The sequence below is a fragment of the Thiosulfativibrio zosterae genome (assembly GCF_011398155.1).
In the GTDB taxonomy this organism is placed as follows: Bacteria; Pseudomonadota; Gammaproteobacteria; order Thiomicrospirales; family Thiomicrospiraceae; genus Thiosulfativibrio; species Thiosulfativibrio zosterae.
Genome location: NZ_AP021888.1, coordinates 612957 through 637729, shown reverse-complemented (window position 1 = coordinate 637729; position 24773 = coordinate 612957). Strand labels below are relative to the sequence as shown.

General features: G+C 45.0%; 18 protein-coding genes. 10 read left to right on the top strand and 8 right to left on the bottom strand.

Annotated features, from left to right (window positions below; genetic code table 11):
• Nucleotides 1–116 precede the first annotated feature (116 nt).
• From THMIRH_RS02670 to THMIRH_RS02650, 5 genes are read left to right on the top strand one after another with little or no spacing between them, the layout of a single operon-like run.
• Nucleotides 117–1607, top strand: a complete 1491-nt coding sequence (locus THMIRH_RS02670; RefSeq protein WP_173290501.1) for a leucyl aminopeptidase — start codon at nt 117–119, stop codon at nt 1605–1607.
• Nucleotides 1608–2078: a DNA polymerase III subunit chi gene (locus THMIRH_RS02665; RefSeq protein WP_173290499.1), complete on the top strand. Its 471-nt coding sequence runs from the start codon at nt 1608–1610 to the stop codon at nt 2076–2078.
• 9 nt (nt 2079–2087) lie between these two features.
• The gene (locus THMIRH_RS02660; RefSeq protein ID WP_173290497.1) at nt 2088–3125 is read left to right on the top strand and encodes a type IV pilus twitching motility protein PilT; all 1038 of its coding nucleotides are present in this window, start codon (nt 2088–2090) and stop codon (nt 3123–3125) included.
• Between the two features lie 8 nt (nt 3126–3133).
• A complete protein-coding gene (locus THMIRH_RS02655; protein ID WP_173290495.1) occupies nt 3134–4267 on the top strand; it encodes a PilT/PilU family type 4a pilus ATPase in 1134 nt (377 codons plus the stop codon).
• Between the two features lie 22 nt (nt 4268–4289).
• Complete coding sequence (locus THMIRH_RS02650; RefSeq protein WP_243831478.1) at nt 4290–5219, top strand: M14 family zinc carboxypeptidase; 930 nt, start codon at nt 4290–4292, stop codon at nt 5217–5219.
• A gap of 74 nt (nt 5220–5293) precedes the next feature.
• Here THMIRH_RS02650 and THMIRH_RS02645 read toward each other — a convergent pair whose 3' ends face one another.
• The 3 genes from THMIRH_RS02645 to uvrB form a co-directional block, all read right to left on the bottom strand.
• Nucleotides 5294–6397, bottom strand: a complete 1104-nt coding sequence (locus tag THMIRH_RS02645; protein WP_173290493.1) for a L,D-transpeptidase family protein — start codon at nt 6395–6397, stop codon at nt 5294–5296.
• Entirely contained in the window at nt 6394–7254 is an 861-nt protein-coding gene (locus THMIRH_RS02640) for a L,D-transpeptidase Cds6 family protein (RefSeq protein WP_173290491.1), read from the bottom strand. Before THMIRH_RS02640 ends, THMIRH_RS02645 begins: the two co-directional genes overlap by 4 nt.
• Before the next feature lie 105 nt (nt 7255–7359).
• Nucleotides 7360–9399, bottom strand: a complete 2040-nt coding sequence (uvrB, locus tag THMIRH_RS02635) for an excinuclease ABC subunit UvrB (RefSeq protein ID WP_173290489.1) — start codon at nt 9397–9399, stop codon at nt 7360–7362.
• Nucleotides 9400–9548: 149 nt separating this feature from the next.
• Between uvrB and THMIRH_RS02630 the strand changes: the two genes are divergently transcribed.
• Complete coding sequence (locus THMIRH_RS02630) at nt 9549–10730, top strand: pyridoxal phosphate-dependent aminotransferase (RefSeq protein WP_173290487.1); 1182 nt, start codon at nt 9549–9551, stop codon at nt 10728–10730.
• Nucleotides 10731–10788: 58 nt separating this feature from the next.
• On the opposite strand, the gene THMIRH_RS02625 is transcribed toward THMIRH_RS02630, so the two are convergent.
• The gene (locus THMIRH_RS02625) at nt 10789–11613 is read right to left on the bottom strand and encodes a DNA ligase (protein WP_173290485.1); all 825 of its coding nucleotides are present in this window, start codon (nt 11611–11613) and stop codon (nt 10789–10791) included.
• On the bottom strand, nt 11610–12491 hold the full coding sequence (rsmI, locus tag THMIRH_RS02620) for a 16S rRNA (cytidine(1402)-2'-O)-methyltransferase (protein WP_243831477.1): 882 nt from the start codon (nt 12489–12491) through the stop codon (nt 11610–11612). The genes THMIRH_RS02625 and rsmI overlap by 4 nt, the downstream gene beginning before the upstream one ends.
• An 81-nt stretch (nt 12492–12572) precedes the next feature.
• On the opposite strand from rsmI, the gene THMIRH_RS02615 reads away from it, so the two are divergent.
• From THMIRH_RS02615 to THMIRH_RS02600, 4 genes are all read left to right on the top strand, one after another.
• Nucleotides 12573–14288 (top strand): penicillin-binding protein activator, encoded by a 1716-nt coding sequence (locus tag THMIRH_RS02615; RefSeq protein WP_173290483.1) that lies wholly within the window; start codon nt 12573–12575, stop codon nt 14286–14288.
• Complete coding sequence (locus THMIRH_RS02610; RefSeq protein WP_173290481.1) at nt 14285–14683, top strand: YraN family protein; 399 nt, start codon at nt 14285–14287, stop codon at nt 14681–14683. Before THMIRH_RS02615 ends, THMIRH_RS02610 begins: the two co-directional genes overlap by 4 nt.
• Before the next feature lie 182 nt (nt 14684–14865).
• Nucleotides 14866–15297 carry a rhodanese-like domain-containing protein gene (locus tag THMIRH_RS02605; protein WP_173290479.1) on the top strand — a complete coding sequence of 144 codons (432 nt, stop codon included), beginning with the start codon at nt 14866–14868 and terminating at the stop codon, nt 15295–15297.
• A gap of 76 nt (nt 15298–15373) precedes the next feature.
• Nucleotides 15374–17728, top strand: a complete 2355-nt coding sequence (locus THMIRH_RS02600; protein WP_173290477.1) for a methyl-accepting chemotaxis protein — start codon at nt 15374–15376, stop codon at nt 17726–17728.
• A gap of 59 nt (nt 17729–17787) precedes the next feature.
• Here the strand turns inward: THMIRH_RS02600 and THMIRH_RS02595 are convergent, their stop codons facing one another.
• Genes THMIRH_RS02595 through THMIRH_RS02585 form a run of 3 tightly spaced genes read right to left on the bottom strand, consistent with a single transcriptional unit; the run spans nt 17788 to nt 24773 of the window.
• A complete protein-coding gene (locus tag THMIRH_RS02595) occupies nt 17788–18516 on the bottom strand; it encodes a class I SAM-dependent methyltransferase (protein ID WP_243831476.1) in 729 nt (242 codons plus the stop codon).
• A 27-nt stretch (nt 18517–18543) separates the two neighbouring features.
• Nucleotides 18544–21999, bottom strand: a complete 3456-nt coding sequence (locus THMIRH_RS02590) for a UvrD-helicase domain-containing protein (protein WP_173290475.1) — start codon at nt 21997–21999, stop codon at nt 18544–18546.
• Nucleotides 21996–24773 carry a PD-(D/E)XK nuclease family protein gene (locus tag THMIRH_RS02585; protein WP_173290474.1) on the bottom strand — a complete coding sequence of 926 codons (2778 nt, stop codon included), beginning with the start codon at nt 24771–24773 and terminating at the stop codon, nt 21996–21998. The genes THMIRH_RS02590 and THMIRH_RS02585 overlap by 4 nt, the downstream gene beginning before the upstream one ends.

Sequence of the window (24773 nt, the reverse complement as noted above, 5' to 3'; positions counted from 1 at the left end):
AAAGTTAAAAGCCATTCTTTGACTAAATATGTATCGAGTATTCGCAAAAACAGCCACCAAGCGTTAGAATAATTCAAATTATAAATTATAGCTTAAAGAGCCCCTGAAGGTACCCCATGAAACACATCGCTTTTAATTCTGTTCAAAACTTAACTTTAGAAACCCTTAAGGCATTTGACACCTTAGTCTTGCCTGTTTTCTCTGACCAAGCCAATTCGCTAGCAGATTCTCTTGGGTTAACCGCCTTGATTAACACCTTGATAACTGAGGGAGATTTTTCTGCCAAAGCCAATCAATCTCTGCTATTGCCCAGCCACGCAAATCCTTTAGAAAAACGCGCCCTTCTGATTGGATTGGGCGAAGCCAACAAACTGACTGATAGAAGTTATTTAGCGGCCATCAAAAACGCCTACAAAGCCCTAGAGTCAACCGGCGCAAGCCAAATATGCAATGCCCTAACTCATATTGACTATAAAACAGCCGTTTGGCGTTGTTACCAAAACGCGCTGGGGTTACAGCAAAGTGTTTACGAATACAGCCATGTGAGCCGTGGTAAATTCACCCAAAAAACCAATAAAATTACGCACATTAGCCTTTTAAGCGACGCCCCATCAACAGCAGTGGACAGCGCAATCTCTCAGGGTCAAGCCACCGCTCTAGGCATGGCATTAACGCAAGATTTAGCGAATATGCCCAGTAATTTCTGTACCCCAACCTATTTAGCTGATACCGCAGTTGAACTTGGGCAAACCTACGGTTTTGAAGTGAATATCCTAGATCGTGCAGAAATGATTGAAATGGGCATGGGTTCTTTTATGGCGGTTGCGCAAGGAACAGATACCCCACCCAAAATGATTTGCTTACGCTACCTAGGCGCTAATGCAACGCAAGCACCGATTGCCTTAGTGGGCAAGGGCGTCACTTTTGATACAGGCGGCATATCCATTAAACCTGGAGAGGCGATGGATGAAATGAAATATGACATGGGTGGCGCAGCCACCGTATTGGGTACCTTTAAAGCCTTGGGTGAACTTAAGCCTGCAATCAATGTGGTAGGCGTTATTCCTGCCACCGAAAACATGCCATCAGGCAACGCCATCAAACCTGGTGATGTGGTGACTTCTTTATCGGGTCAAACCATCGAAATCTTAAATACCGATGCCGAAGGTCGTTTAATTTTATGTGACGCCCTAACCTACACTCAACAAACCTACCAACCTGCAAAAATCATCGATATGGCAACCCTCACTGGGGCGTGTATTATTGCTTTGGGGCATAATATTTCCGCCGTCTTAGGTAATAACCAAGATTTGATTAACGACCTATTAAGCGCTGGCCAAACCACCTATGACCGTTTATGGCAAATGCCGTTAAGCGAAGAATATGATGAACAACTGAAATCTAACTTTGCCGATATGGCCAATATTGGTGGACGCCCTGCAGGAACCATTACCGCCGCGCAATTTTTGGCGCGCTTTACCAAGAATGTTGCTTGGGCACATCTAGACATCGCCGGAACCGCCTGGGTCAGTGGCGCAAACAAAGGTGCAACTGGGCGTCCTGTGCCAACCCTAGTGGAATATTTAGTGAAACAAGCGGCGCAGTAAATGTCAAACACCCAAACCAACACCCCTTCAAATTCACCTGAAGTGGTGTTTTACATTCTAAACTCTGTCGAAATCAGTGCTCGCGAACACTTCATGAGCAAACTGCTCAAAAAAATTGTCAGCGAGCAACGCAGGGCAGATGTCGTGTTTGAAACGCCTGCCGATGCGCAACGCTATGATTTAAGTTTGTGGCAATACCAGCCACAAAGTTTTATTCCGCATAGCCTAGCGAACGCAGAAAATGCGCCGATTCAACTCTATCATGAGGCGCCCACCAAACCTTGTAATGATATTTTGTTAAATCATCAAACCCAATTTCCTGAAGCCTTCAGTCGCTATCAGCGTACTATTGAAATTTTAGACCAAACGCCCCACCTCATCGAAATGGGACGCCAGCGTTTTAAGCACTATCGACAACTGGGCATCGAACCTCAAGTACACAAAATTGGTTTTTCAAAAGAAACAACCTAAGGACGGATTATGGACATTACCCAGCTACTACAATTTGCTCAACAACAAGGTGCTTCAGACTTGCACTTATCTGCTGGGCTGCCCCCCATGTTGCGTAGCGATGGCGATATTCGTAAAGTGAACCTACCAGACTTAGACCCAGAAGAAATTCATCGCATGATTTATGATGTGATGAATGACCAACAACGCAAAAACTTTGAAGAACACCTAGAAGCCGACTTTTCTTTTGAACTGCCTAAAGTTGCGCGCTTTAGGGTGAATGTGTTTCAACAAAACCGCGGCATAGCCGCTGTTTTTAGAACCATTCCCAGTAAAGTGTTATCGCTTGCCGATCTCAAAGCACCAGAGCTTTTCAAAGAAATTGCCATGACGCCGCGCGGCATTGTTTTGGTCACAGGACCTACCGGCTCAGGAAAATCCACCACCCTAGCGGCAATGGTAGACCACATCAACCAAACGCAATACAGTCATATACTCACCATCGAAGACCCTATTGAGTTTGTGCATCAATCCCAAAGAGCGCTGATTAATCAGCGTGAAGTGCATCGTGACACCCACAGCTTCAGTAATGCTCTACGCTCCTCGTTACGCGAAGACCCTGATGTTATTTTGGTGGGTGAGATGCGTGATCTTGAAACCATCCGCTTGGCTTTAACGGCGGCGGAAACCGGGCATTTGGTTCTGGGGACTTTACACACCAGTTCTGCGCCCAAAACCATTGACCGTATTATTGATGTCTTTCCTGCCGCCGAAAAAGATATGGTGCGCGCCATGTTGTCAGAATCCTTAAAAGCAGTTATTTCTCAAACCCTCATGAAAAAAGTCGGGGGTGGTCGTGTAGCCGCTCACGAAATCATGTTGGGAACACCGGCCATTTGCAATTTGATTAGAGAAGATAAAATTCCACAGATGCGCTCGACCATAGAAACCTCTAACAAGGCAGGTATGCAGAGTTTAGACCAAGACTTAAAACGATTGGTTGCTCAAGGCCTGGTCACAAAAGATGATGCCCGCAAAAAAGCGGTCGTTAAACAGGACTTTGTATAATAACCACTATGACGCCTATTCAAAACCACCTCCATGCTCTGCTGACCGCCTTTGTAAAACAAAAAGGCTCTGATTTGTTCATTACCGCTAATGCGCCGGTTTCTTATAAAAAAGATGGCAAAATGCACGCCCTCACCAAAGAAACCCTCACCCCAGAAATGGCTGAGCAACTCACGCTGGGTTTAATGAATGAGTCCCAACGCCAAGATTTTTTAAGTCACCAAGAGTGTAACTTTGCTTATCAAATCCCAGGATTGTCGCGCTTTCGAGTCAATGCTTTTAAGCAATTAAACCAATCAGGTTTGGTCATACGCGTGATTAACAGTAAAATTCCTGAGTTTGCTGACCTGAATTTACCAGAAGTTCTGCTCGACTTAATCATGCAACAACGCGGCTTAATATTGTTTGTGGGGGGCACAGGTTCTGGTAAATCAACCTCTCTAGCAGCCCTGATTGGGCATCGTAATGCTAATTCGCAAGGTCATATTATTACCATTGAAGACCCGGTAGAGTTTGTGCATCCACACAAAGGTTGTATTGTTACGCAACGAGAAGTCGGTGTAGATACTGAGTCTTACGAAATTGCTTTAAAAAACACGCTGCGCCAAGCACCCGATGTGATTTTAATTGGTGAAATCCGGGCTCACGAAACCATGGAACACGCCATTACCTTTGCTGAAACCGGACATCTGTGCCTGTCAACACTGCATGCAAACAATGCAAACCAAGCCATAGACCGCATTATTAACTTCTTTTCAGAAGAGCGCCGCGCGCAATTGTTGATGGACTTATCCTTAAACTTAAAAGCCATTATTTCACAAAGACTGATACCTAAAATTGGTGGCGGTCGAGTGGCCGCCATCGAGATACTGATTAACACGCCACGAATGGCCGATTTAATCTTTAAAGGGCAAATTGCAGAAATGAAGACCTTGATTAAGGCCTCAGAAGAAGCCGGTATGCAAACTTTCGACCAGGCCTTATTTAAACTTTATGAAGCCCAACAAATTACCTATGAAGATGCATTACGCAATGCCGACTCCATGAATGATTTACGCTTACTAATTAAGCTAAACAGTCAACTGCCACAGCCGCAGCAAGACGAACCGCAAGCGCCTGTAACCATGCAAACGGATGCTTAAGACAGCCCTTATGAGAGACCCTATGAAACCTTCTAAACTCACCCAAATGATACGCCTATCCAGCCTTGTGTTACCCTTGTGGTTCAATGTAACCCTAGCGGCAGAGCAGCCCAAAGCAGTGATTGCCGAACAATTTGACCCAGTTCAAATGCAAGAAAAGGCAGCCTTAGACAGTTATTGCCAGGCATTTGCAAAAAAATTGCGCACCGTCACTTATGAAGGTTGTTTGGCATTGGATCTGCACACCAGCCAAAATTATCAAAGCATTCAAGGTCGGCCACTCACCTATCGTGAAATTATGCCCAACCCAAAACTTCCCCCCAAAGGGAAAGTCCTTTTTGTAGGCGGTATTCATGGCGATGAATACTCAGCCATTTCACTGGGTTATTTGTGGTTGCAGTCATTACTTAAACACCCAGAAGAAAATAGTTACCATTGGCTATTTTTACCACTGGCTAACCCAGATGGCCTGTTAAGCTCGGTGCCTTCTCAGCGTCAAAACGCCAGCGGCGTTGATTTAAACCGCAACTTTCCAACCCCCGACTGGAACGACAGCGCGCTCAAACTGTGGAAAAAACATACGCGTTCTAATCCCCGCCGCTACCCAGGGCCATTTGCGGAAAGCGAACCTGAAACGAAATGGATGGTAAACTTTATAAAACGCTATAAACCCGATGTCATTTTATCCTTGCATGCCCCTTATGGGCTGTTAGATTATGACGGACCAGATTATGCGACACCTGACCAAATCGGACATCTAAAGCTGCATCAACTGGGGACCTATCCCGGCTCTTTAGGTCGCTATGCCGGTGAGTTTCTCAACATTCCTGTATTAACGATAGAACTAGAACATGCTGGAAAACTGCCCTCTGAGAAAGAAAACTATCAAATGTGGCGTGATTTTGAAGCTTGGGTGGACGAAAAGCTCAGCATTAAAGAGGTTGATTTTTAGGGCATTCTAGATAAAAAAGCGCCCGTTTTATTAAACGGACGCTTTAAAATTTAATCGATGATTGAATAAGAATCTTAATCTTGTGAGGGTAGGTTGTAGGAGCTTCCCGCTAACAACTGACTTGATTTTGGGTCTTGCAACAAAACCTGCCAGCGGCTTTCTTGGTGTTGCCAAAACTCCTCATGCCATTGTCCTTGCTGGGTTTGATAGCGCAAGTAAACCATCTTAGGCTGGTCAGGATATTGCATCACACTCAAGGTTTCCATTTTTAAAGGCGCGCGCATGGGGTCTTGTTTTAAATAGCTTTCAATGTCCGCTAAAACACTTTTTGAATCTAAAGGCTCAACGGTGCTTTCGCCAGACAAAATCAATACAGGTGTTTGCTCCCCTAATTGATAAGCTTCTCGCAAGCGTTCAATCGATTGATTGGTTAGCACCACACACCCGCGGCTTGCCAAGGGTTCACGCGTCAAAGTATTTTTAGGCGTTCCATGCACCCAAATACCACTGCCTGTGCGACCTTGCTCTTTGTCCCAAGCATTCGGATAATTTAAGGTTAAAGCGCCAGAACCATAAAGGTCAGGTAAGGTTTTGCCATCTTTCCAGCCATCGATATGATAAATACCGATAGGCGTTTTCTTATCGCCTTCACGCTCTTTACCAACACCCGCCTGTCCTAGCATGATATAAAAGTCTTCTTTTTTAACCAAACCATCTTTAGTTTGCTCAAACAGATATAAGCGATGCAGCTTGGCATCTACCATCACCAAATACCCTTTTTCAGCGGTTTTCATCACATAGTTTAAACCTTGCGTTTCCAAGGTATTTTGCTCAAAAACCCAACGCAAACGCCCCTCTTCTTGAAAGCTCGACAATTCTTTTTGGTACTTGCGTTGCGTGCGCATCATCAGTGCCGTTTGATTGGCTCTAATGGCATACAAATCGGCTTTTAATATTTGTGCCGCTTTGTAATTAGGATAGTTTTCAATGAGGGTCTGGGTTAAATCCAAAGCCTTGGGCAAATCCAATTGCTGCAAAGCGGTATAAGCCGCCAATAGACCTTGCTCCTCAGAAAAACTTTTTTCTTGCGGACGCTCATCTGCCAGAACACTCGGCGCAGAGAGGGTTAAAGGCAAAGATAAGGTTGCCGCCTTAATTATTTTAGAAATTTTCTTCACTTAAGAAAAACCTCAACCGTCATCTCTTGAGAGATCTTCCAGCCACTGGCTAGGCGTTTAAAATACAACACTTTTTTGATGCTATCTTGGTAACGATTAGATTGATAGTTTTGCACAAAAGAAGCGCTGACTAGGTCATCATTCACAATCAACAATTCAATATCCGAAAGCTTAACTTCGATTTTGCTAGGCCCTAATACACTCCACTTGCGTTGTTTTGCCCATTGTTCGTGGGTTTCTAGCCCTTCCACTTTAAAGTCAGGCACATAAGCATTGATGTAAGCTTCATAACGCTGTTTAGTCCAAGCGATTCGCCAGTCTTCCAAAGCCTTGCGTACTTGAGTTTCAATTAACTCAAAAGATTTACGCTTTGCCGGATCACTTTTAAGACGATCCAGTTCTGCGATGGCTTCTGGTGTTTTATTGAGCGTTAATAAATTACCCTTAGGGCGCACTAAAGGGGAATCGGCAAACACTTGCTTGTAGGCTTTTTGCGCTTGAAACGCATAAAGCTCGTTTAAGTTATTAAACACAACGCCATATTCTGGATTGTTGGTCAGCAAGGTTTCAAAAATTTTCTGAGCCTGCTCATATTTTTTTTGACGCGTTAATAACACCGCTAGGTTATTTTGTACTTGAACATCACCAGGATAATCTTTAGCCATTTCTCTTAAGACATCTAAAGCCTTAGCGTCATTATTGGTCTTGATATATTTCAGAACCTCTGCATAACTGGTTTGATAATCACCGGTTTTCGGCGCTTCAACCGCCTTAGTAGAGATGTCTTCATTCACTGGAAGTGGCTTATCAGACGCCAATAACTGTGCTGTAGAAAATAGACTTGCCAAGCAAAACATGGGCACTACAAACGGTTTATGCATCCTTTTAAGGGGGGTCATATTAATTAAACGCCTTGCAACTGAGAGATGGGCTTTGCCCAAAAATTTTAAAATTATCTTATTTTAACCCAAATCACCCACACCAACCATAGTTGATTTGAGTGTTTTTACTTGGTCACGCAGCATGGCGGCCTTTTCAAAGTCTAAATCTTTTGCCGCTTGGTACATTTGCTTCTCAGCTTGCTTGATTTCGCGCAGCAGTTCCGCGGGCGTCATTTTCTTCACTTTTTGCGCAACCTCATAATCCCCTTTTGAATCAGCCACCTTAGTATTTTGACCAGGCCTGGTTGGTTTTGGCGCATAGGGCGAGTTTTCGAGAATATCGGTGACCTTTTTATTGAGGCTTTGTGGCGAAATACCCAAGTTTAAATTGTGCGCTATTTGCTTTTCGCGGCGCCGTTCGGTTTCGCCGATGGCTTTCTCCATCGACTTGGTGATTTTGTCAGCATATAAAATGGCTTTTCCTTGCACATTACGAGCAGCTCGGCCAATGGTTTGAATTAGCGAACGCTCGGAGCGCAAAAAACCTTCCTTATCCGCATCTAAAATGGCGACCAAAGAAACCTCGGGAATATCCAACCCTTCTCGCAACAAGTTAATCCCCACCAACACATCAAACTCGCCCAAGCGCAAATCTCGAATGATCTCAATACGCTCAACCGTATCGATATCCGAATGTAAATAACGCACCCGTACATTGTGGTCTTCAAGGTATTCGGTGAGATTTTCCGCCATGCGTTTGGTCAAAGTGGTGACCAAAACCCGTTCGTTTTTATCGGCGCGAATACGCACCTCGCCCAACAAGTCATCCACCTGCGTTAAGGCTGGGCGCACCTCAATTTCTGGGTCTAACAATCCGGTAGGACGGACGACCTGTTCAACAATCGTGGCATTTTGTTCAGCTTCATAATTGCCCGGGGTGGCTGATACAAATAAGGTTTGCGGCATAATGGCTTCAAACTCATCAAATTTCAGCGGTCGATTATCCATCGCCGAAGGCAATCTAAATCCATAGGTGACTAAGTTTTCTTTACGAGAACGGTCGCCTTTATACATCCCACCAATTTGCGGAATGGTGACATGGCTTTCATCGATTACCATCAAGGCGTTTTTAGGTAAATAATCCAATAAGGTTGGTGGTGGCGAACCCGCTGGGCGCCCTGATAAATATCGGGAATAGTTTTCAATCCCGGTGCAATAGCCCAGCTCTAACATCATTTCAATATCGAGCTTGGTGCGTTCTTCTAAGCGCTGCGCCTCCACCAGCTTAAAATTGGAGCGGAATTCTTCTAAACGAATTTTTAAATCCACTTTCACTTGATCAATGGTTTTTAAAATCTGTTCGCGTGGCGTTACATAATGCGACTTGGGGTAAATGGTCACCCGAGTCGGACGACTGAGAACTTCGCCAGTTAAAGGGTCAAACCACGCAATGCTTTCCACCTCGTCATCAAATAATTCAATGCGCACCGCATATTGTTCAGCTTCTGCTGGAAACACATCGATCACATCTCCACGCACTCTAAAGTGGCCGCGCCATAATTCAATGTCATTACGGGTATATTGCATATTGATGAGTTGCGCTAATAAATCACGCTGCTTAACCTTATCCCCCAAACGCATCTGCAAAATCATTTTGAGATATTGATCAGGATCACCCAACCCATAAATGGCCGATACCGTGGCAATCAAAATGACATCTTCACGCTCCAGCAAGGCTTTGGTCGCCGATAAACGCAACTGTTCTATCTGCTCATTCACTGACGAGTCTTTGGCGATATAGGTGTCAGATGCTGGCACATAGGCTTCTGGCTGATAGTAATCATAATAAGACACAAAATATTCCACCGCGTTGTGCGGAAAAAACCCTTTCATTTCGCCATAGAGTTGCGCCGCCAAAGTTTTATTGTGGGCCATGATAATGGTTGGTCTTTGCACCTGTTGAATCACATTGGCAACGGTAAAGGTTTTCCCAGAACCCGTCACCCCTAGCAGGGTTTGAAAAGCCTCGCCAGACTCTAGCCCATCGACCAATTCTTTGATGGCCGTCGGCTGATCGCCAGCCGGTTGATACTGTGAAACTAATTGAAATTTTTTAGTCATGATTGATCTTTGTTGAAGGTTTTTCAAATAACTGTCATTTATCTTGCCCTTTATTTCAGAATTAAGGCAATAAGTGAATTTTATTTAGTCAGAAAACAGAGTAGAATAATGTGCAATATTTTATCAAAATTCAGTGAGTTAAATCGTTTATGTCCCGCCTATCGCAACGCGTCAATCGAGTTCAGCCTTCTCTAACCCTCGTTATCACGGCCAAAGCTGCCGAACTGCGCCGTCAAGGCAAGGATGTGGTCAGCCTTGGTGCTGGCGAACCTGACTTTGATACCCCAGACCATATTAAAGCGGCAGGTATCAAAGCCATTCAAACTGGCCAAACCCGTTATACCGCGGTGGATGGTATCCCCGAACTCAAAGAAGCCATCCGCGCCAAGTTTAAGCGTGACAACCATCTTGATTACGAAATGAATCAAATATTGGTGTCTTCAGGCGGCAAACAAAGCTTTTACAACCTATGCCAAGCCGCTTTAAACGATGGGGATGAAGTTATTATTCCTGCGCCTTATTGGGTTTCTTACCCAGATATGGCTTTGTTGGCCGGTGGCGTTCCGGTGATTATTGAAGCGGGCATTGAACAAGGTTTTAAAATTACTGCGCAACAACTCAGTGATGCCATTACCGCAAAAACACGCATGGTAGTGATTAACAGCCCCTCAAACCCGACTGGGGCGATTTATACCCCTGAAGAATTAAAATCCTTAGGCGAAGTCCTCAAAAAACACCCTGACATTTTGATTGCCTCTGATGATATGTATGAACACATCCAATTAGGCGATTTAAAATTTACCAACATTTTAGAAGTGTGCCCTGAATTTTATGAACGCACCATCGTGCTAAATGGTGTTTCCAAGGCTTACTCTATGACAGGCTGGCGTATTGGCTATGCCGGCGGGCCTAAAGATATTATTGCGGGTATGCGTACCGTGCAATCACAAAGCACCTCCAACCCCTGCTCTATTTCACAGGTGGCGGCCACTGAAGCTTTGAATGGTTCTCAAGACTGTATTCAAGTGATGTTAACTGAGTTTAAAAAACGCCATACCTTTGTGGTAGAGCGCATTAACCAAATCAAGGGCTTTCAATGCATTCCTGCTGATGGGGCTTTTTATGCGTTTTTCAATATTGAAGAGGCCATGAAAATCAAAGGCATCCCCACAGACGCTGAGTTTGCAGAACGCATTTTAGAAGAGCAATTGGTCGCTTTGGTTCCTGGCTCTGGTTTTGGTGCGGATGACCATTTACGAATTTCTTTTGCCACCAGCATGGAAAACTTAATTGAAGCCTTTAATCGTATTGAAGCCTTCATGAACGCTTAAAAGTAAAAACCTGCCAACATTAAAAAACCGCTTTGAGCGGTTTTTTAATGTCTGCAATTTACGGCTCATTTCTAACTCTTAAAAAAACCGGAAACCTTGGATTACCTTTTTCTGTCAGTCCGTAGAATTTAAAGGTCACAAAACTGTCCACTTCTGGTGGTTGATTTCTTTGTGCATCACTAAATCCAGACCCTATTTTGATGACTTTTCCATCCGCCATTTCACACTCTACTGCACCCATTTTGCCCTCAAATTTACCCAGGCCTGGTAAAATTTGTACCACTTTGCATTCCGCATCTTGATAAGCCTTTACTTTCAGCACACTGTTTAAGCGACCAGTTTGATACGGCTGACGCCCATCACGCACCACCAAACCTTCGCCGCCTTTTGACGTCACTTCTGCCAAGGCCTGCAATACCTCTGAGCGGCTTTGCACAGGGATTTGTTCAATGATTCGCAGCTTGGGTGCATTGTGTAATTGTAAAAAATCTTTCAACACTTGAAGCCTTGCCAATAAACCGCCCGACTGATTCGGCACCTCAAAAATCTGATAAGTAATTTGCTGCCAACCTTTGTCTGGCTGGTTTTTACGAACGATCGACACAATATTTTCAAAGTCGGCACGCTGCGTCCATAATTCACCATCCAAAGCAAACGGCGGCAAGCGTTGCAAAAATTCTTCTGGTGCATGAATCTCATTGCCTTGGCGGGTCACTAATTTGTGTCCATCCCAAAGTGCGCGCACGCCATCGAGTTTCTCACTCATCAGCCATCCTTGAATGTTCTGCGAGCCATCATAGGTTTTAAGCAGCATCACCTCTGGCTTGTCTGCCCATAGATTGCCACTCAATAAAACTAAACTTAATAGCCACCAGGCTCTCATGCATCAGTTTCCTTAAGTTCCAATAAACGCTGATAAACCACTTTCTTTTTAATTTGATAAAAATCTGCCACGATCTCGGAGATTTGTTTCACAGGCAAACCTTGCGCTAAACAAATTTTTGCCAAGTTATCAAACTCAATGATTTCATCGGCATCTTTGCTATCGCCAGCGACCATCACCACAAACTCGCCGCGCTGCCAGTCAACATTTTCTTCAAATTGCACAATCACTTCGGCAAAAGTCCCTGAGACAAAACGCTCAAATTGTTTAGTCAATTCTTTGGCCACCGTGACCAAACGCGCTTCACCAAACGCTGATGCCATGGCGGCTAATGAATCCATTAATCGATGGGTCGATTCATAAAAAACTAAGGTGCGGGGTTCATGCACCAGGCTTTGCAAAACGGCCAAACGCTTAGGCGCTTTAGCCGGCAAAAAGCCTTCAAAACTAAAACGATCGGTCGGCATACCCGCTGCACACAAAGCAGTAATCATGGCAGAAGGCCCAGGTACGGGGGTGACTCGCACGCCAGAATCGCGTAACAAACTCACCAAATGATACCCTGGGTCACTGATGAGTGGCGTACCCGCATCCGAAATTAAAGCCCCCGATTCACCGGCTTGCAACTTAGCTAATAATTGCTGACTGCGTTCCTGCTCATTAAAATCATGCAAACTGATCAAACGGGTATTAATGCCAAAATGCTGGCATAACTTTTTGGAATGACGGGTATCTTCAGCGGCAATCCAATCCACACTTTCTAATACCTGAAGAGCGCGTTGCGTGATGTCTTGCAAATTGCCAATCGGCGTTGCGACCACAAAGAGTTGGCCAAATTTTTCTGCGTGCATAGAGTTGTCCGGTGGCGTTAAGGTCATTCATTTGCCTTTGATTTATAGGTGTTTCAGTTAAATATTTGACTATAATAATGTCTCATAATGATTTAGGCTAATTTATTCATGAATGTTCGTTTGCAGTTTTCAACACTGAAATTCCAATTCATCTGGTTTACCCCTTTCTTGCTTGTGCTGATGAGCTTGTTGCACGGCTGCTCCACACCCAGTGTTGAGTCACCAAAAGACACAACCGCCAATCGCGTCACCACCGAAGAAACGCCAGCGCCCACCACCCAACTCTCGCGTCAAGCGATGTTACAAGCCGACATTCGTGATGCGCAACAAGCCAATAATTGGGCAAGATGGCTCAACCTGTCTGAAAGCCTGTGGCAAGAAGTCGATGCATCTCAGCAATTAGCCATTGAATATCAAATTTATCAAACGCTAAAAGACCTTCCTCAAGAAACCCTGCAAGCGCTTCAAGCGGAAGCGCTCTTAACCCATAACTCAGACATGCTAGACTGGTTGAGTTTTGTAGAGGTGCAAAAGCGCCCCAAAGTTTGGCGCAATACAGGCTATGAAGACCTTGCCAACTTTAATTCAGAGGGTATTTTCTTACAGCACTTAATTCCACAACTCAAACTGCATCAAAAGGCTGTCTTACTGCCGCATAAAGTCGCGGTGCTTTTGCCCTTCAAAGGCCCTTATGCCAAAATTTCAGAGCAAATTCGCAATGGCATTTTAAAATATCAATTTGCTCAAGCCCCAAAATTAACCCTGGCTTTTTATGACTCTTCTGATGTCAATGAAGTGCTCAAAACTTCTAAACAAGCCTTGCAAGACGGGGCCGATACCATTTTAGGGCCTTTAACCAAGGAAGCGATTGCTGAGTTGTCCAATCAAATCGACCCAACTCAGGCTAAGCAAATTTGGGCGCTTAATACCGTCAACAACACTCCTTTTAAACAAATGGGGTTTGGTAGCTCAACAGAAGCCTTACAAATTGTGCAACAGCTTAGCTACCGCGGACACAAATCAATTAGCCTACTGACCAGCGATGCGGCCAGTGACAGTAAATTGGCAGAACAAATTCAGCAGGCCTGGTTATTATTGGACGAAAATCATCAAGTCACTTTAAACACCTTTGCTGAAAAACGCCCTAACTTGCGTAAAGCCTTAGGGGACGCGATTAATGAAAGCCAAAGCCAATCGCGGGTGAATAACCTCAACTGGTTACTGCAAGAAAAACTCGAATTCACGCCACGCCCTCGTCAAGATTTAGATGCGCTGGTGGTATTGTCTGATGCGCAAACTTTGGCGGTGTTTAAACCTCAAATGAAGTTTTTTGAATTGTCTTTGCCACTCTATGCCAGTTCAAAATTAACACCAACCCATTTTAGTGATACGCCTCCGCTGAAAGATTTACAAGGAGTTATCTTCCCCACTATGAGTGTCGCTATCGCATCTAACCCTTCCGAGAATAGGGTACAAACCCCTTTTGAGGCTTTTGGATGGGACAGCTTGCAAACCCTACTCAAACAAGACAGCTTTGCCCCGGATTTGTGTTTGAACACCGGCAAAACCGGACGACTTTATTTTGATGAAGATACCCAAAGAGTGGATAGAGAATTGGTGTGGGCAACCTACAACAGCAAGGGAAAACCTATCGCTTTGCCAGCACCTAAACCAGTTTACAATATCGAAGACTTGGTGAACCCGATGCCAGAAAATGCGCTCAACTCGGCACAACCTATAGAACAAGATCCTGCATTAAAACCAGTCGGAAATGCACCCGTTCAAGTGATTCCCATCAATAAACGCTCCAGTGCTAGCTTTTGAATTGGTTTAACTCGTTTAAAAAAACAGCCCTTGCAAGCAAAAAAGGGGCTCAGCAAGAAACTTTAGCCGCCCATTATCTTCAAGAGCAAGGTCTTAAAATCCTTGCTCAAAATTTTACCGCCAAAGGCTGTGAAATAGATTTAATTGCACTCTCTGAAGCGCATCAACGCTTGCACTTTATTGAAGTGAAAGCGCGCCAAAACAGTCAATTTGGACACCCCGCAGAATTTGTGAATAGCGCCAAACAACAGCGTATAACCCACTGCGCCCAGCACTTTTTACAACAACATCCTCAATACCTAAACCACAGTATGCAATTTGATGTGATGACTTTTTTAGGCGATTTTCCATCACAAAAGTTGGAATGGTTACAAAATGCGTTTGGTGGACTTTAAAATATAACTTCCTTTTTTTAATTCCATTTTTATATCCTCATATCAAAAATACTTATCCGTTTTATCAATATTTTTGAATGTCTTTAAAGCCCAATTGAGTCTAACATCTAATCTTGTTCACCTAGAAAGAGTGAGGATTTATAGCTCACCTAAATGGATTGGACACCTAATTGGAGATACCTATGAAGAAATTTAACCTGCGTCACTTATTGGCAAGTGCTGTTATTGGTGGCCTTTTGTTTTCAACTTCAGCCTATGCTGGCGCCCCTTCACCACAAACGGTTCAAGGCGCGACCACGGTCGATGCAGCTCATGCTAAGAAACTTTGGCAAGATGGCGCTGTATTTTTAGATACGCGTAAGCAAGCGGATTGGGATGCAGGACACATTCCAGAAGCCATTCATGCTGATCGTAAAAACCACGATGTTTACAATCAAGCAGCCATTGAAACGCAAATTCCTAAATCTAGCGCAGTGGTTTCTTATTGCAACGGTGAAGATTGCTTACGCTCTTCAGAAACCGCAGAAGATTTGGTGCATTGGGGTTATGGCAAAGTCTATTACTTCCGTGATGGCTTCCCAGCTTGGAAATCAGCCGGCAACCCTCTAGAGTAAAACACATTAAAATCAGTAGGCATCTTGCCTACTGATGGTTGCATGACTCTGTTATACCCAACTAAAGAAGACAAAGATGACCTTAAAACTCAAAATGATTATTGGAAGCATCACTTCCATCTTGATCACCAGTACGCTATTTGCATTCCTTTTTATATACACTTCTAATGTTAACAAAAACTATGTTTACGATATTGGTAGCACAGGAACTCAAGCCTTAATCAATTCTGCCACTTTAAGACTCTCCGAAAACCTCAGTACTGAAATTACTGAAGTCACCCGCAATAAAAACTTAAAAAATGCCATTTCATCTGCGAATAGTAATGTTGTAGAAAATGAAATCGCTCCCTATTTAAATCGCTTGAAAGCCAGCAATATCGCAAGCGATATTATCGTCACTGATAAAAACAAAACCATTTTATATGCCAACGATGCCAACTTAATTGGCAAGATTGATGCATCACCGCTTATTGACACCGCCATGCAAGACGTTAAAAACACCACCGGTCTTGAACTGGACTCAGCAGGCATTGTTACCGTGCGTTTGGTCATCCCAATTAACTCGCGTGGACAAATCAAAGGCACGGTTATTTTGGTTAAAAACTTTGGTGATGTTCTGCCCTTTTTATCTGAAATTTCCAATGCCAATATGGCACTTTATAATTTAAAAGATGGCAGTCAAATTGCCACGACTCAAGCAGATTATTTCAAAGCCATTCAAAACCCTATGGATTTGATTGATGACCAAATTACTTTGGACAACAACATTTACCATGCCATAGGTGTTTATATATCAGATAAAAGTGGCAAAAAACTCGCCAAGCTGGTCACGTTAACGGAAAGCACGCAAGTCATTACGCAATACAATCAAGCCGTTGATACCGGCATCATTATGATGATTTTGTGGCTCATTTTTGCTGCATTCATTGCCCATTTTTGGATAGGCAAAACCTTAAGACCGCTCAACGAAATGGTCGATGTGGCTAAAGACATCGTTAATACAGGACATATGAATGCCAATATCACACATCTTAGCAATGATGAAATCGGCCAAATGGGTCAAGCCTTTAATGCCCTTCTGATGAACATTCAAACCGCCATCGGCGAGGCCAATGCGGTGGTGGGTGCCATTTCACATGGTGAGTTTGATAAGCGTATCACTTCAGAATTTAAAGGAGATTTAAACACGCTTAAAGAAGGCGTGAATGGCTCCGCAGAATCAGTAGCGTTTACCATGCAAGAATTGGGTAAAGTCATGACCAGTATTTCGGAGGGGCAATTTACCGTAACCCTTAACGACCAGGTAAAAGGCGTATTTAAAACCCTCGTACAAGATGCGCTCAATGCGCTTAGCACCACCATCAGCAGTATCAATGATGTGATGGCGCAAATGCAGCAAGGCAAATTTCAACACCGCGTCAATGTGGAAGCCAAAGGGGATTTGCTGCAGCTTAAAAATGGCATCAACCATTCTATGGCAACGCTCGACGACACCATTAAAGATATTATTCGTATTGTCATTGCGCAATCTGAAGGTGATTTAACCCAAACCATCACAGCCAATTACCAAGGCGATTTAGGGCAACTGAAAGATGCCATCAACACCACCGCCATCAAACTCATTCAAGTGGTTTCTCAAGCAGTGGATGCTTCCAACATCGTCAGCAGTGCCGCACAAGAAGTGTCCGAAAGTTCGAATAGCTTAAGTCAAAAAATGCAACAACAAGCCGCCGCGATTGAAGAAACCTCCGCCACCATGAATGAGATGAACTCACAAGTACAAGGCAACACTCAAAATGCCATGCAAGCCACCGATGAGGCCAAACAGGTTCAGCACAAAACCAATGAGGGCGCAAAAGTGATGCAACAAACCATAGTTGCCATGAATGCCATTCAAGAATCCAGTGCTAAAATTGCAGATATTGTTTCTTTGATTGATGGCATTGCCTTTCAAACCAACCTATTGGCGCTAAACGCTGCGGTAGAAGCCGCGCGTGCTGGTGAACAAGGCCGAGGTTTTGCTGTGGTTGCGGGTGAAGTGCGTTCTTTGGCACAAAAATCGGCAGATGCCGCCAAAGACATCAAAACCTTAATTGATGAAAGCGTCAATCGTATTCAACAAGGTACAAAATTGGCATCGCATTCTGGGGATATGTTAGAAGAAATTAACCAAGCAATCAGCACCATGACTCAACGCATCACCGATATTGCCAATGCTTCTCGCGAGCAAGCAGAAGGCATTGAACAGGTACATCAAGCCATTACTCAAATTGACCGCGTCACTCAACAAAACGCTCATTTGGTTGAACAAACTTCTGTCGCCTCCGACAGCATGACTCAACAATCTGGGTTACTGAAAGACGAAATGGACTTCTTCAATACCGGCCGAAACAGTTCTGCTCATTCGATTAGAAGACTGGGATTTAAATAAAAGCCAAAAGCCGCTTAAATTTAACCAGGCCTGGTCATTTTTAGCGGCTTTTTGGTGTTTTAAGGCTTTTCTACCACGATGCGCGTAAAGCGATCATTTCTAAATTGAGTGCGTTCAATCACTTTAAACCCGCCCAGTGTCAACATAAATTCTATGTCTTCTGGATGGTAGCGATTGTGTTCTAAGAAATGTTCAAACGCATCTTCTAAGTCTGCCACACTCGTGTCGTCACCCCAAACTTGGGTATCTGTGTAGCGGTGCTGCAAATAATCCGCTAAGGGTTGGCGTACCACATCAATAATACACAAACGCCCGCCCGGCTTTAGCCAGTGAAAGGCTGCTTTAAACATTTTGATGGGCTGTGTTAATTCATGCACCACCATATTCGCCATCACCATGGCCACACTGTTGGCAACAATGGGTGCATCTGCTGACACATCTGGCTGATTTAAGTCATCGACGATGATTTGCGCATTAGCGGGCAAAACCAAAGGCGCTTCTAACATATAGGGAGCCGCTTCAATGCCGATGACCGATGAACTGGGATAACGCGTTGCGCAATCTCGCACAAATTGCCCAATGCCCGCCCCCAAATCGACTATGCCATCGCCTGCTTGATAATGCGTCGCAACGGTGCTTTGCCAAAATGCCCAAAAATCCGCATCATGTCGATTCTCATAACTGTTGGTAATCATCTGACGCGCATGAAACCCATTGCCACCATGATGCTTCAAAATTTGCGCTTGGGTCTTGGCAATTTCCAGCTTATGCTCACTCATATTTGTCATGTAAAACTCCTAAAACTTCTATGACTTCTAAAACTCAACCCATTCATTGAGGGCGGTAAAATATAACACCCACTGTTGCGGGCGATTTTCTAATTGATTAAATAATGCGCCATAACGCGCTAACTGCGGCTCATAATGCTCAAGCTGCCCAGCAATAAAGGCTTCGCGAGTTTGTCCTTCGGGCAAAGCAGCGGTTTTATAATCTAAAATCCAGCGTTTACCTGACTCATCCACCCAAGTGCGATCCACGATATGGTTTTGTTGCGCTTCATCTGGCATTAACCGAGAACTTAATGCCAACTCACTGGCCGCTTCAGGGTGCTGGTCACTCAACGCCCAGCGACATTTTTCATGGGACAAAGCATTTGTTAAAGACCCTTCCACGGCGTGTAAGGCCGTTTGAATTTGCGCCTGAGACAACCCTTCTTGAGCCAGCCAGTGACCATAAACCCCATGCCTTTTTGCCAACCACTGCTCAATCGCTGTGGACGATAACTCGGGCATTAAATTGGGTTTCTGAGCCAGCAAGTCCAACACCTGATGCACCAAAGTGCCAATCAAGGGTTTGAGAAGATTGTCTGGTGACTGGCTAGGCGCGACTACAGAATTTTCTGAGCTGGCTTCTGGCGTTTTGGCTGGGTGCGCTAAGGGCTGAAGGTTTGGCAATAAATCGGTAAACTTGGCACGATTATCCTCTAAGCGCAGTACCTTAGGAATAAAGCCGCTCGCGGTCGCTGCAACTTCTGGCGCTACATAGGTATCTACAAGAGCATCAAATTCTGTTTTGACCACTGGCCACAAAACGCTCAATAAGGAATTGCTGGCTGGGTTCAATTGCACATCGCCCTTGGCATTGGCAACATCTTTGTATTTTGCCGACCCAAATAAATGACACGCCTGTTTAGCACGCGTGACCGCCACATAGAGCAACCGCCCCATTTCATAGGTTTGTTTTTGCGACTCAAAGCCTTTTATCAATTCGGTTAAGGATGACGCACTTTTCCCCCGCTGATGAATCGGCGCCAAAATCAAACGGTCTTCACCCGCTTCATTGGCAAAGCGCAACCACGAAATCAAGCTGGTGTCGTCAGATTTAGGCGGCTTGCCCAAACCGGGCAAAAACACAAAATCGAACTCCAGCCCTTTTGATTTGTGCATGGTCATCAGTTCACATTTGGCACTGTCAATAGACGCGTCCGCCTCCGCATACAAAACTTCTAACGCTTTATCCAAGGCAGCGACATCTAAAATAGCCTGCGACTGTTCAAGACTTTCTAACAATTGCCAATAGGCTTCGACATTTTGCAAGGCACTTGAGTCACCTTCTGGCAAGGTTTGCGGGCCATCCAGCTGTAACCAAACACTGCGAACGCGTTGCACCAAAGACAGATGTGCGCCTGTGTCTAAGGCCTGCTTGAGCACGCCTAATGCCGGGGTTTGCAACTCTGAAGAAACCAAACTTTGCCAAACCGGCGTTTGAAAATAATCATCATTACAGCCCAGCAGCTCATATAGCTGCGCCAAAGACAAGCCAACCAAGGGAGAACGCAGTAAAGCAATCCAAGCGGGTCGATCATTCAGGTGCAATAAAGCGCGGGTTAAGGCCAAAACATCTTGAATTTCTTGGCGCGACGCCAAACCTTCTAACTCCACGGCGCGAAATGGTATTTTTTCATTTTTTAATGCTAGCGCCAAAGGCAATAAATGTGAACGCGAACGCCCTAAAACACCAATCGTTTCGCCTGGCTTTAAGGTTGCATAGACAGATTTTAGTTCTGCCAATACCGCCTGCTTTTCATCGTCCACCGTCCAATTTAAACCCCAATGTCCAACAACTTCGCCTTGCGGCTCATCGTCTTTAAAGGCTTTTACGGTGGCGGCGGTAAATTTGACAGCACCTAATTGAATGTTATCTTGCTTAGGCAATACCTGCGCAAAGGCACTATTAACCCAATGCACCACGCCTGGTTGCGAACGGAAGTTTTCGGTTAAATTTAAAGGCGTTAAAGATACTTGTCCTGCGCCGCCTAAAGACCCCTGCCAAGCCTGCAAAAAGTTACCCACTTCGGCTTCGCGAAAACGGTAAATTGATTGCATTGGATCACCCACAATAAATAGGGTATGCCCATCTTCTTCAGCCCAGCCGGCCGTGAGTTTTTTGAGCAAATCAAACTGCTCAACGCTGGTGTCTTGAAATTCATCAATTAACAAATGTTTGATTTGATAATCCAATTGTTGCGCCAAATCGGTGGGGTTTTCAGCATCCCCCAAAGCATAATTAGCCGCCTGCGCTATCTCAATAAAATCGGCTTGTCCACTTTGCTGAAAATTGAGTTTTAAATGCAAGACCGCACGATTGAGCAGCTCAATCAAAAATGCCAAACTTTGCCATTCTTGTTCTTCATAGTTCGGATTAGGTAGGTTGCGTAAACTATCTAAGGCTTTGGCAGAGGTGTCGGCTTGCAACACATTCAAACTGTCTAACACCGCACAAAAAGCGTCTTTGGCCGCTTTATCTGCCTTGCCCGCGGGAAAACCTTGGTTTTTAGTCACGCCTTTAGGTTTGCGCCAAGTGCCATCATTGGTGAGCATCCAATTGCCTAAAGCACGCCATACCGCAAGGTCATCTAAATCCAAATGCACTCGAACACCGATTAAAATTTCGGCTTCTGCATAGTCGTTATTAAAGGCAAAATCCGCTTGAGTGAGGGCTTCATTTAATAAATCAAAATGATTAGATAACTGCGCCCTTGCCAAACGCGCTTCGCGGTTCACCATATCTGAGAGCGCACTTTCTAAAAAGCGTTTGCCTTCGGTTAAGTCCACGCCAATTAAGTGCTTCATCCATTGATCGCGTTTTTTAAGCATATCCACCAGCAAGTTTTCTGCCTTGTGATAACGCCCATTCACCAACTGCAAAAGCTGCCCAACCGCATCTGTTATGGTGGTGTCTTTAAAGGTGTCGCGCGCTGCTTGACGATAAATTTCGTCATTATTTTGCCCCACGCCCACCTGGGTACCTAAGCGCGATAACAAAGGCATTTGTTGTACCAAATAGCCGTTCATGGAATCGATGGTGCGGATGCGTAACCGATTGGGATTTTTCAATAAATCCCAGCCCTGTTGGGTATTGCGCTGCAAAGCAGCCTGGGACAAATGCCAGGTATTTTGCTCAAACACACTGGCCTCTGGATTTAAGGGTTTTAACGCCAACGCCAAACTTTTAAAAATACGCTCGCGCATTTCGGCGGCGGCTTTTTTGGTAAAGGTCATGGCCACAATTTGCTCAGGGCTGTCCACTTGCGACAACAATGCCAAATAGCGCTGGGTGAGCAACGCAGTTTTACCCGAGCCGGCGGGCGCTTGCACAATAAAAGAGCGCCCTAGATGAATGGCCTCAAACCGTGCTTGACCATCTTGAACTTTTGCATCCACTTGGCAAGCCAAGATGGGGTTAGGTTTTGCAGAATTCAATGGTGTCATTCGCTCACCTCCTCAGTTTCGGATACCCTGCCCAATTGGGCTTTGACCTCTGGCACGCGCAAGGCTAAATAACTGGCCGCAAATTTGATATCGTCATCTTTTTCAAACACCATGGCCGCCTCTCCTTGTTGCACACTCAGCGCCAATTTTTCCACTTCATCTTGTAAATGCTGTAAAAAATCAGACCATACCCAGCCGCTAAACTCACCCTCTTCTTTGCCACTGATTTTGTCAAAGGTTTGCAAACTAAATCCGGTGGTGCGCTTATCAACCAAGCGTTCGTCTTGGTCAAGCAACACATTCATTTTAACGCCATCATCGCTGTGCAAAATGCCATAACCCAAGCCCGCCACATCAGCCGGTTCGGTGAACTTGAGTTTTTGAGCCAGGGCATTCATCGCAAATAAATAAATCGCCAATTGCGGTGCATCAAACCGTTCTGAAGTCAGTCCGTTGATGGAGGCTTTGCCGGTTTTGTAATCTAAAATAATCCAATCGCCATTAACTTCATCAATACGGTCGACCTTAATTTTAAAGCGAATCCCCGCCAACTCAATATCGGTTTCTAACTCGTTATCCAACACCTTAAAAGGCAGGCGTTGTTTCTCTAAATTTAACCAGGCCTGGAGCAATTTTAGGATGCGTTGTGCCTCTAAAGCCAAATATTGCGCATCAAACTGGCCAGCGAGTAAGGTCATTTGGGCTGCAATCAAATCTTGCAGTTGCGCTGTTTGTTGATCTTCGGATAAGGCTAACAGTTGCGTTTGGGTTTTTAATGCTGCCCACAATTGCTCTAAAACCTTGTGAATCAGATTACCCAATTGGGTCGATGGCAAACCCTCTTCAACGCTTTCTAAGGCTTTACTGGCACCCAAGCGATAATCCATAAACGCCATTAAAGGACAGGCATTTTGCGCCGCCAAAATCGCCGTACCGCCTGGGGATTTTTGCCCCAAAGGCACAGGCGGCGCTAGGGCATCCTCCACCCAGCGTTGTGAAAGGGGTTGTTGATACGCCAGTTCTGCAAGCCCTTTAAAATCAGACGGGACTTCTAAGGTTTCAAGCTGCCCAAATTCTGCGCCAGCGTAAATTGACTCTGCCACCAATAACGGACTGGGCAAACGCGATGCCCCTTCCACCTGTTGCGCATAACTCCAAACCACTTCAGGCGCAGCTTGCGCAAACCCTTGGGTTAAGGTCAGGGCATATTGCAGTTCTCGTTGCGCATCGGCACGGGGTAATTTGTGTTCGCGCTGCAATTCAAATGGAATAAACGGATTGGGTTGCGGCATTCTAGGCCAGGCTTGGTCGGTTAGCCCCATCACCCAAAGCGCATCAAACTGCTGGCCACCCGCTTCGAGCATCCCCAGAATTTGAATGGGTTGCACTCGAGTACTTTGAGGTTGATGCACCAATTCCGCAACATATTGATTGAGTAAACCCAGCCAAGCCGCAGCCGTTTGCTGAGCAAAGGGGGTTTTGAGTAAGGTCAGCGCATCTAAGGCTTGCATAAAGGCTTGCGCCTGTTGAAATTCTACCGAATTAAGTGCGCCAGCCGCATTGGTTTTGGCCCAGTGAAAATGCCCCAAACAGTCTTTAACCTGCTTAATAAAGTCGGGCAAGGAGCATTTTTGAGCCATGGCTTTTGCCAGCGGTTCCCAAGTTTGCAAGGCGCGTTTTAGGGGGCTTAAAGCGGCAAAATGCTTTTCAGATTTTTGAATCAGGTTCGGCCATTTAAAGGTCGCCCATTGCATTTTGCGCAACTGCGCATCGAGCGCATGGCGTTCAAGTTGATTGCCTAAGGTATAGGGCGACAGCAACCAAGCAGACCAGTCGGCATAACGACAAGATTGCATGGGATTAAATAAAAGTTGCAGCGTCATGAGAGCATTTTTAACCACAGGCACTTGCGTTAACGGCTGACCCAAAGAAACATTGTAGGCCGGTTGCTCTGCCTCAAACTCACTCAAGCCTGCCAATACCAACTGTTGATCTAACGCCCATTTCAAATCAAACACCACTTCTTGCACATTGGGAGCGACTATCCCAATACGCACTTGGGCTAGGGGTTTTTGAGCTGCTAAGGCTTGCCATTGTTGCACCGCCCAAAGCGCGGCTTGTTGCGCCTCTTGCTTGGGCGAAAGTGCTTCGAATATCCTAGATTTGCGGTAATTTTGTGGCACAGTGTTCACCAAAACTTGCGTACCGCGACTTTCAACAATGGCTTTCCAACGCAGCATATTGGGGCTTAAGTCATCAAAACCATGCAATAAAAATTGCGCCGGCAAACTGCCTACGCCCTGACTCAAAGCGGCTAATTGTTGCTGCATCCATAGCGCATCATCAATCAAATGGTGTTTTGCGAGATAGGCCTGATAAGCCGTTTTTAAGTCCAACCACAAGCGTGTTTCTGCGCCTAAAAAGCGATTTTCAAAGTCTTTTTCTTGCAAATATTCTTGCAAAAACAACCAGGCCTGGTGCGCTTGTTTGGCAGTTGATTTGGGGTTTAATAAACGCAATTCATCTTGGGCTTCACTGGCTTGCGCTAATAAGTTTTCCCAAATCAGTTGCGCTTCAAAATTGGATAACTTTTGAGCCGTTAAAAATTCGCCTGGCAGTTCACCCATTAATAAGGCGTTAGAGTGCCAAGTTTGCCACCATTGCGCTAAGGTTTGCACTTGCGCAGTCAAGCCAACGCCCTGCTCAAAGTGCGTGAGTTGTTGTTTTAAAAATTGGCTTAAACGACTGTTGGCGGTAATGTGAATGGTTTGCAT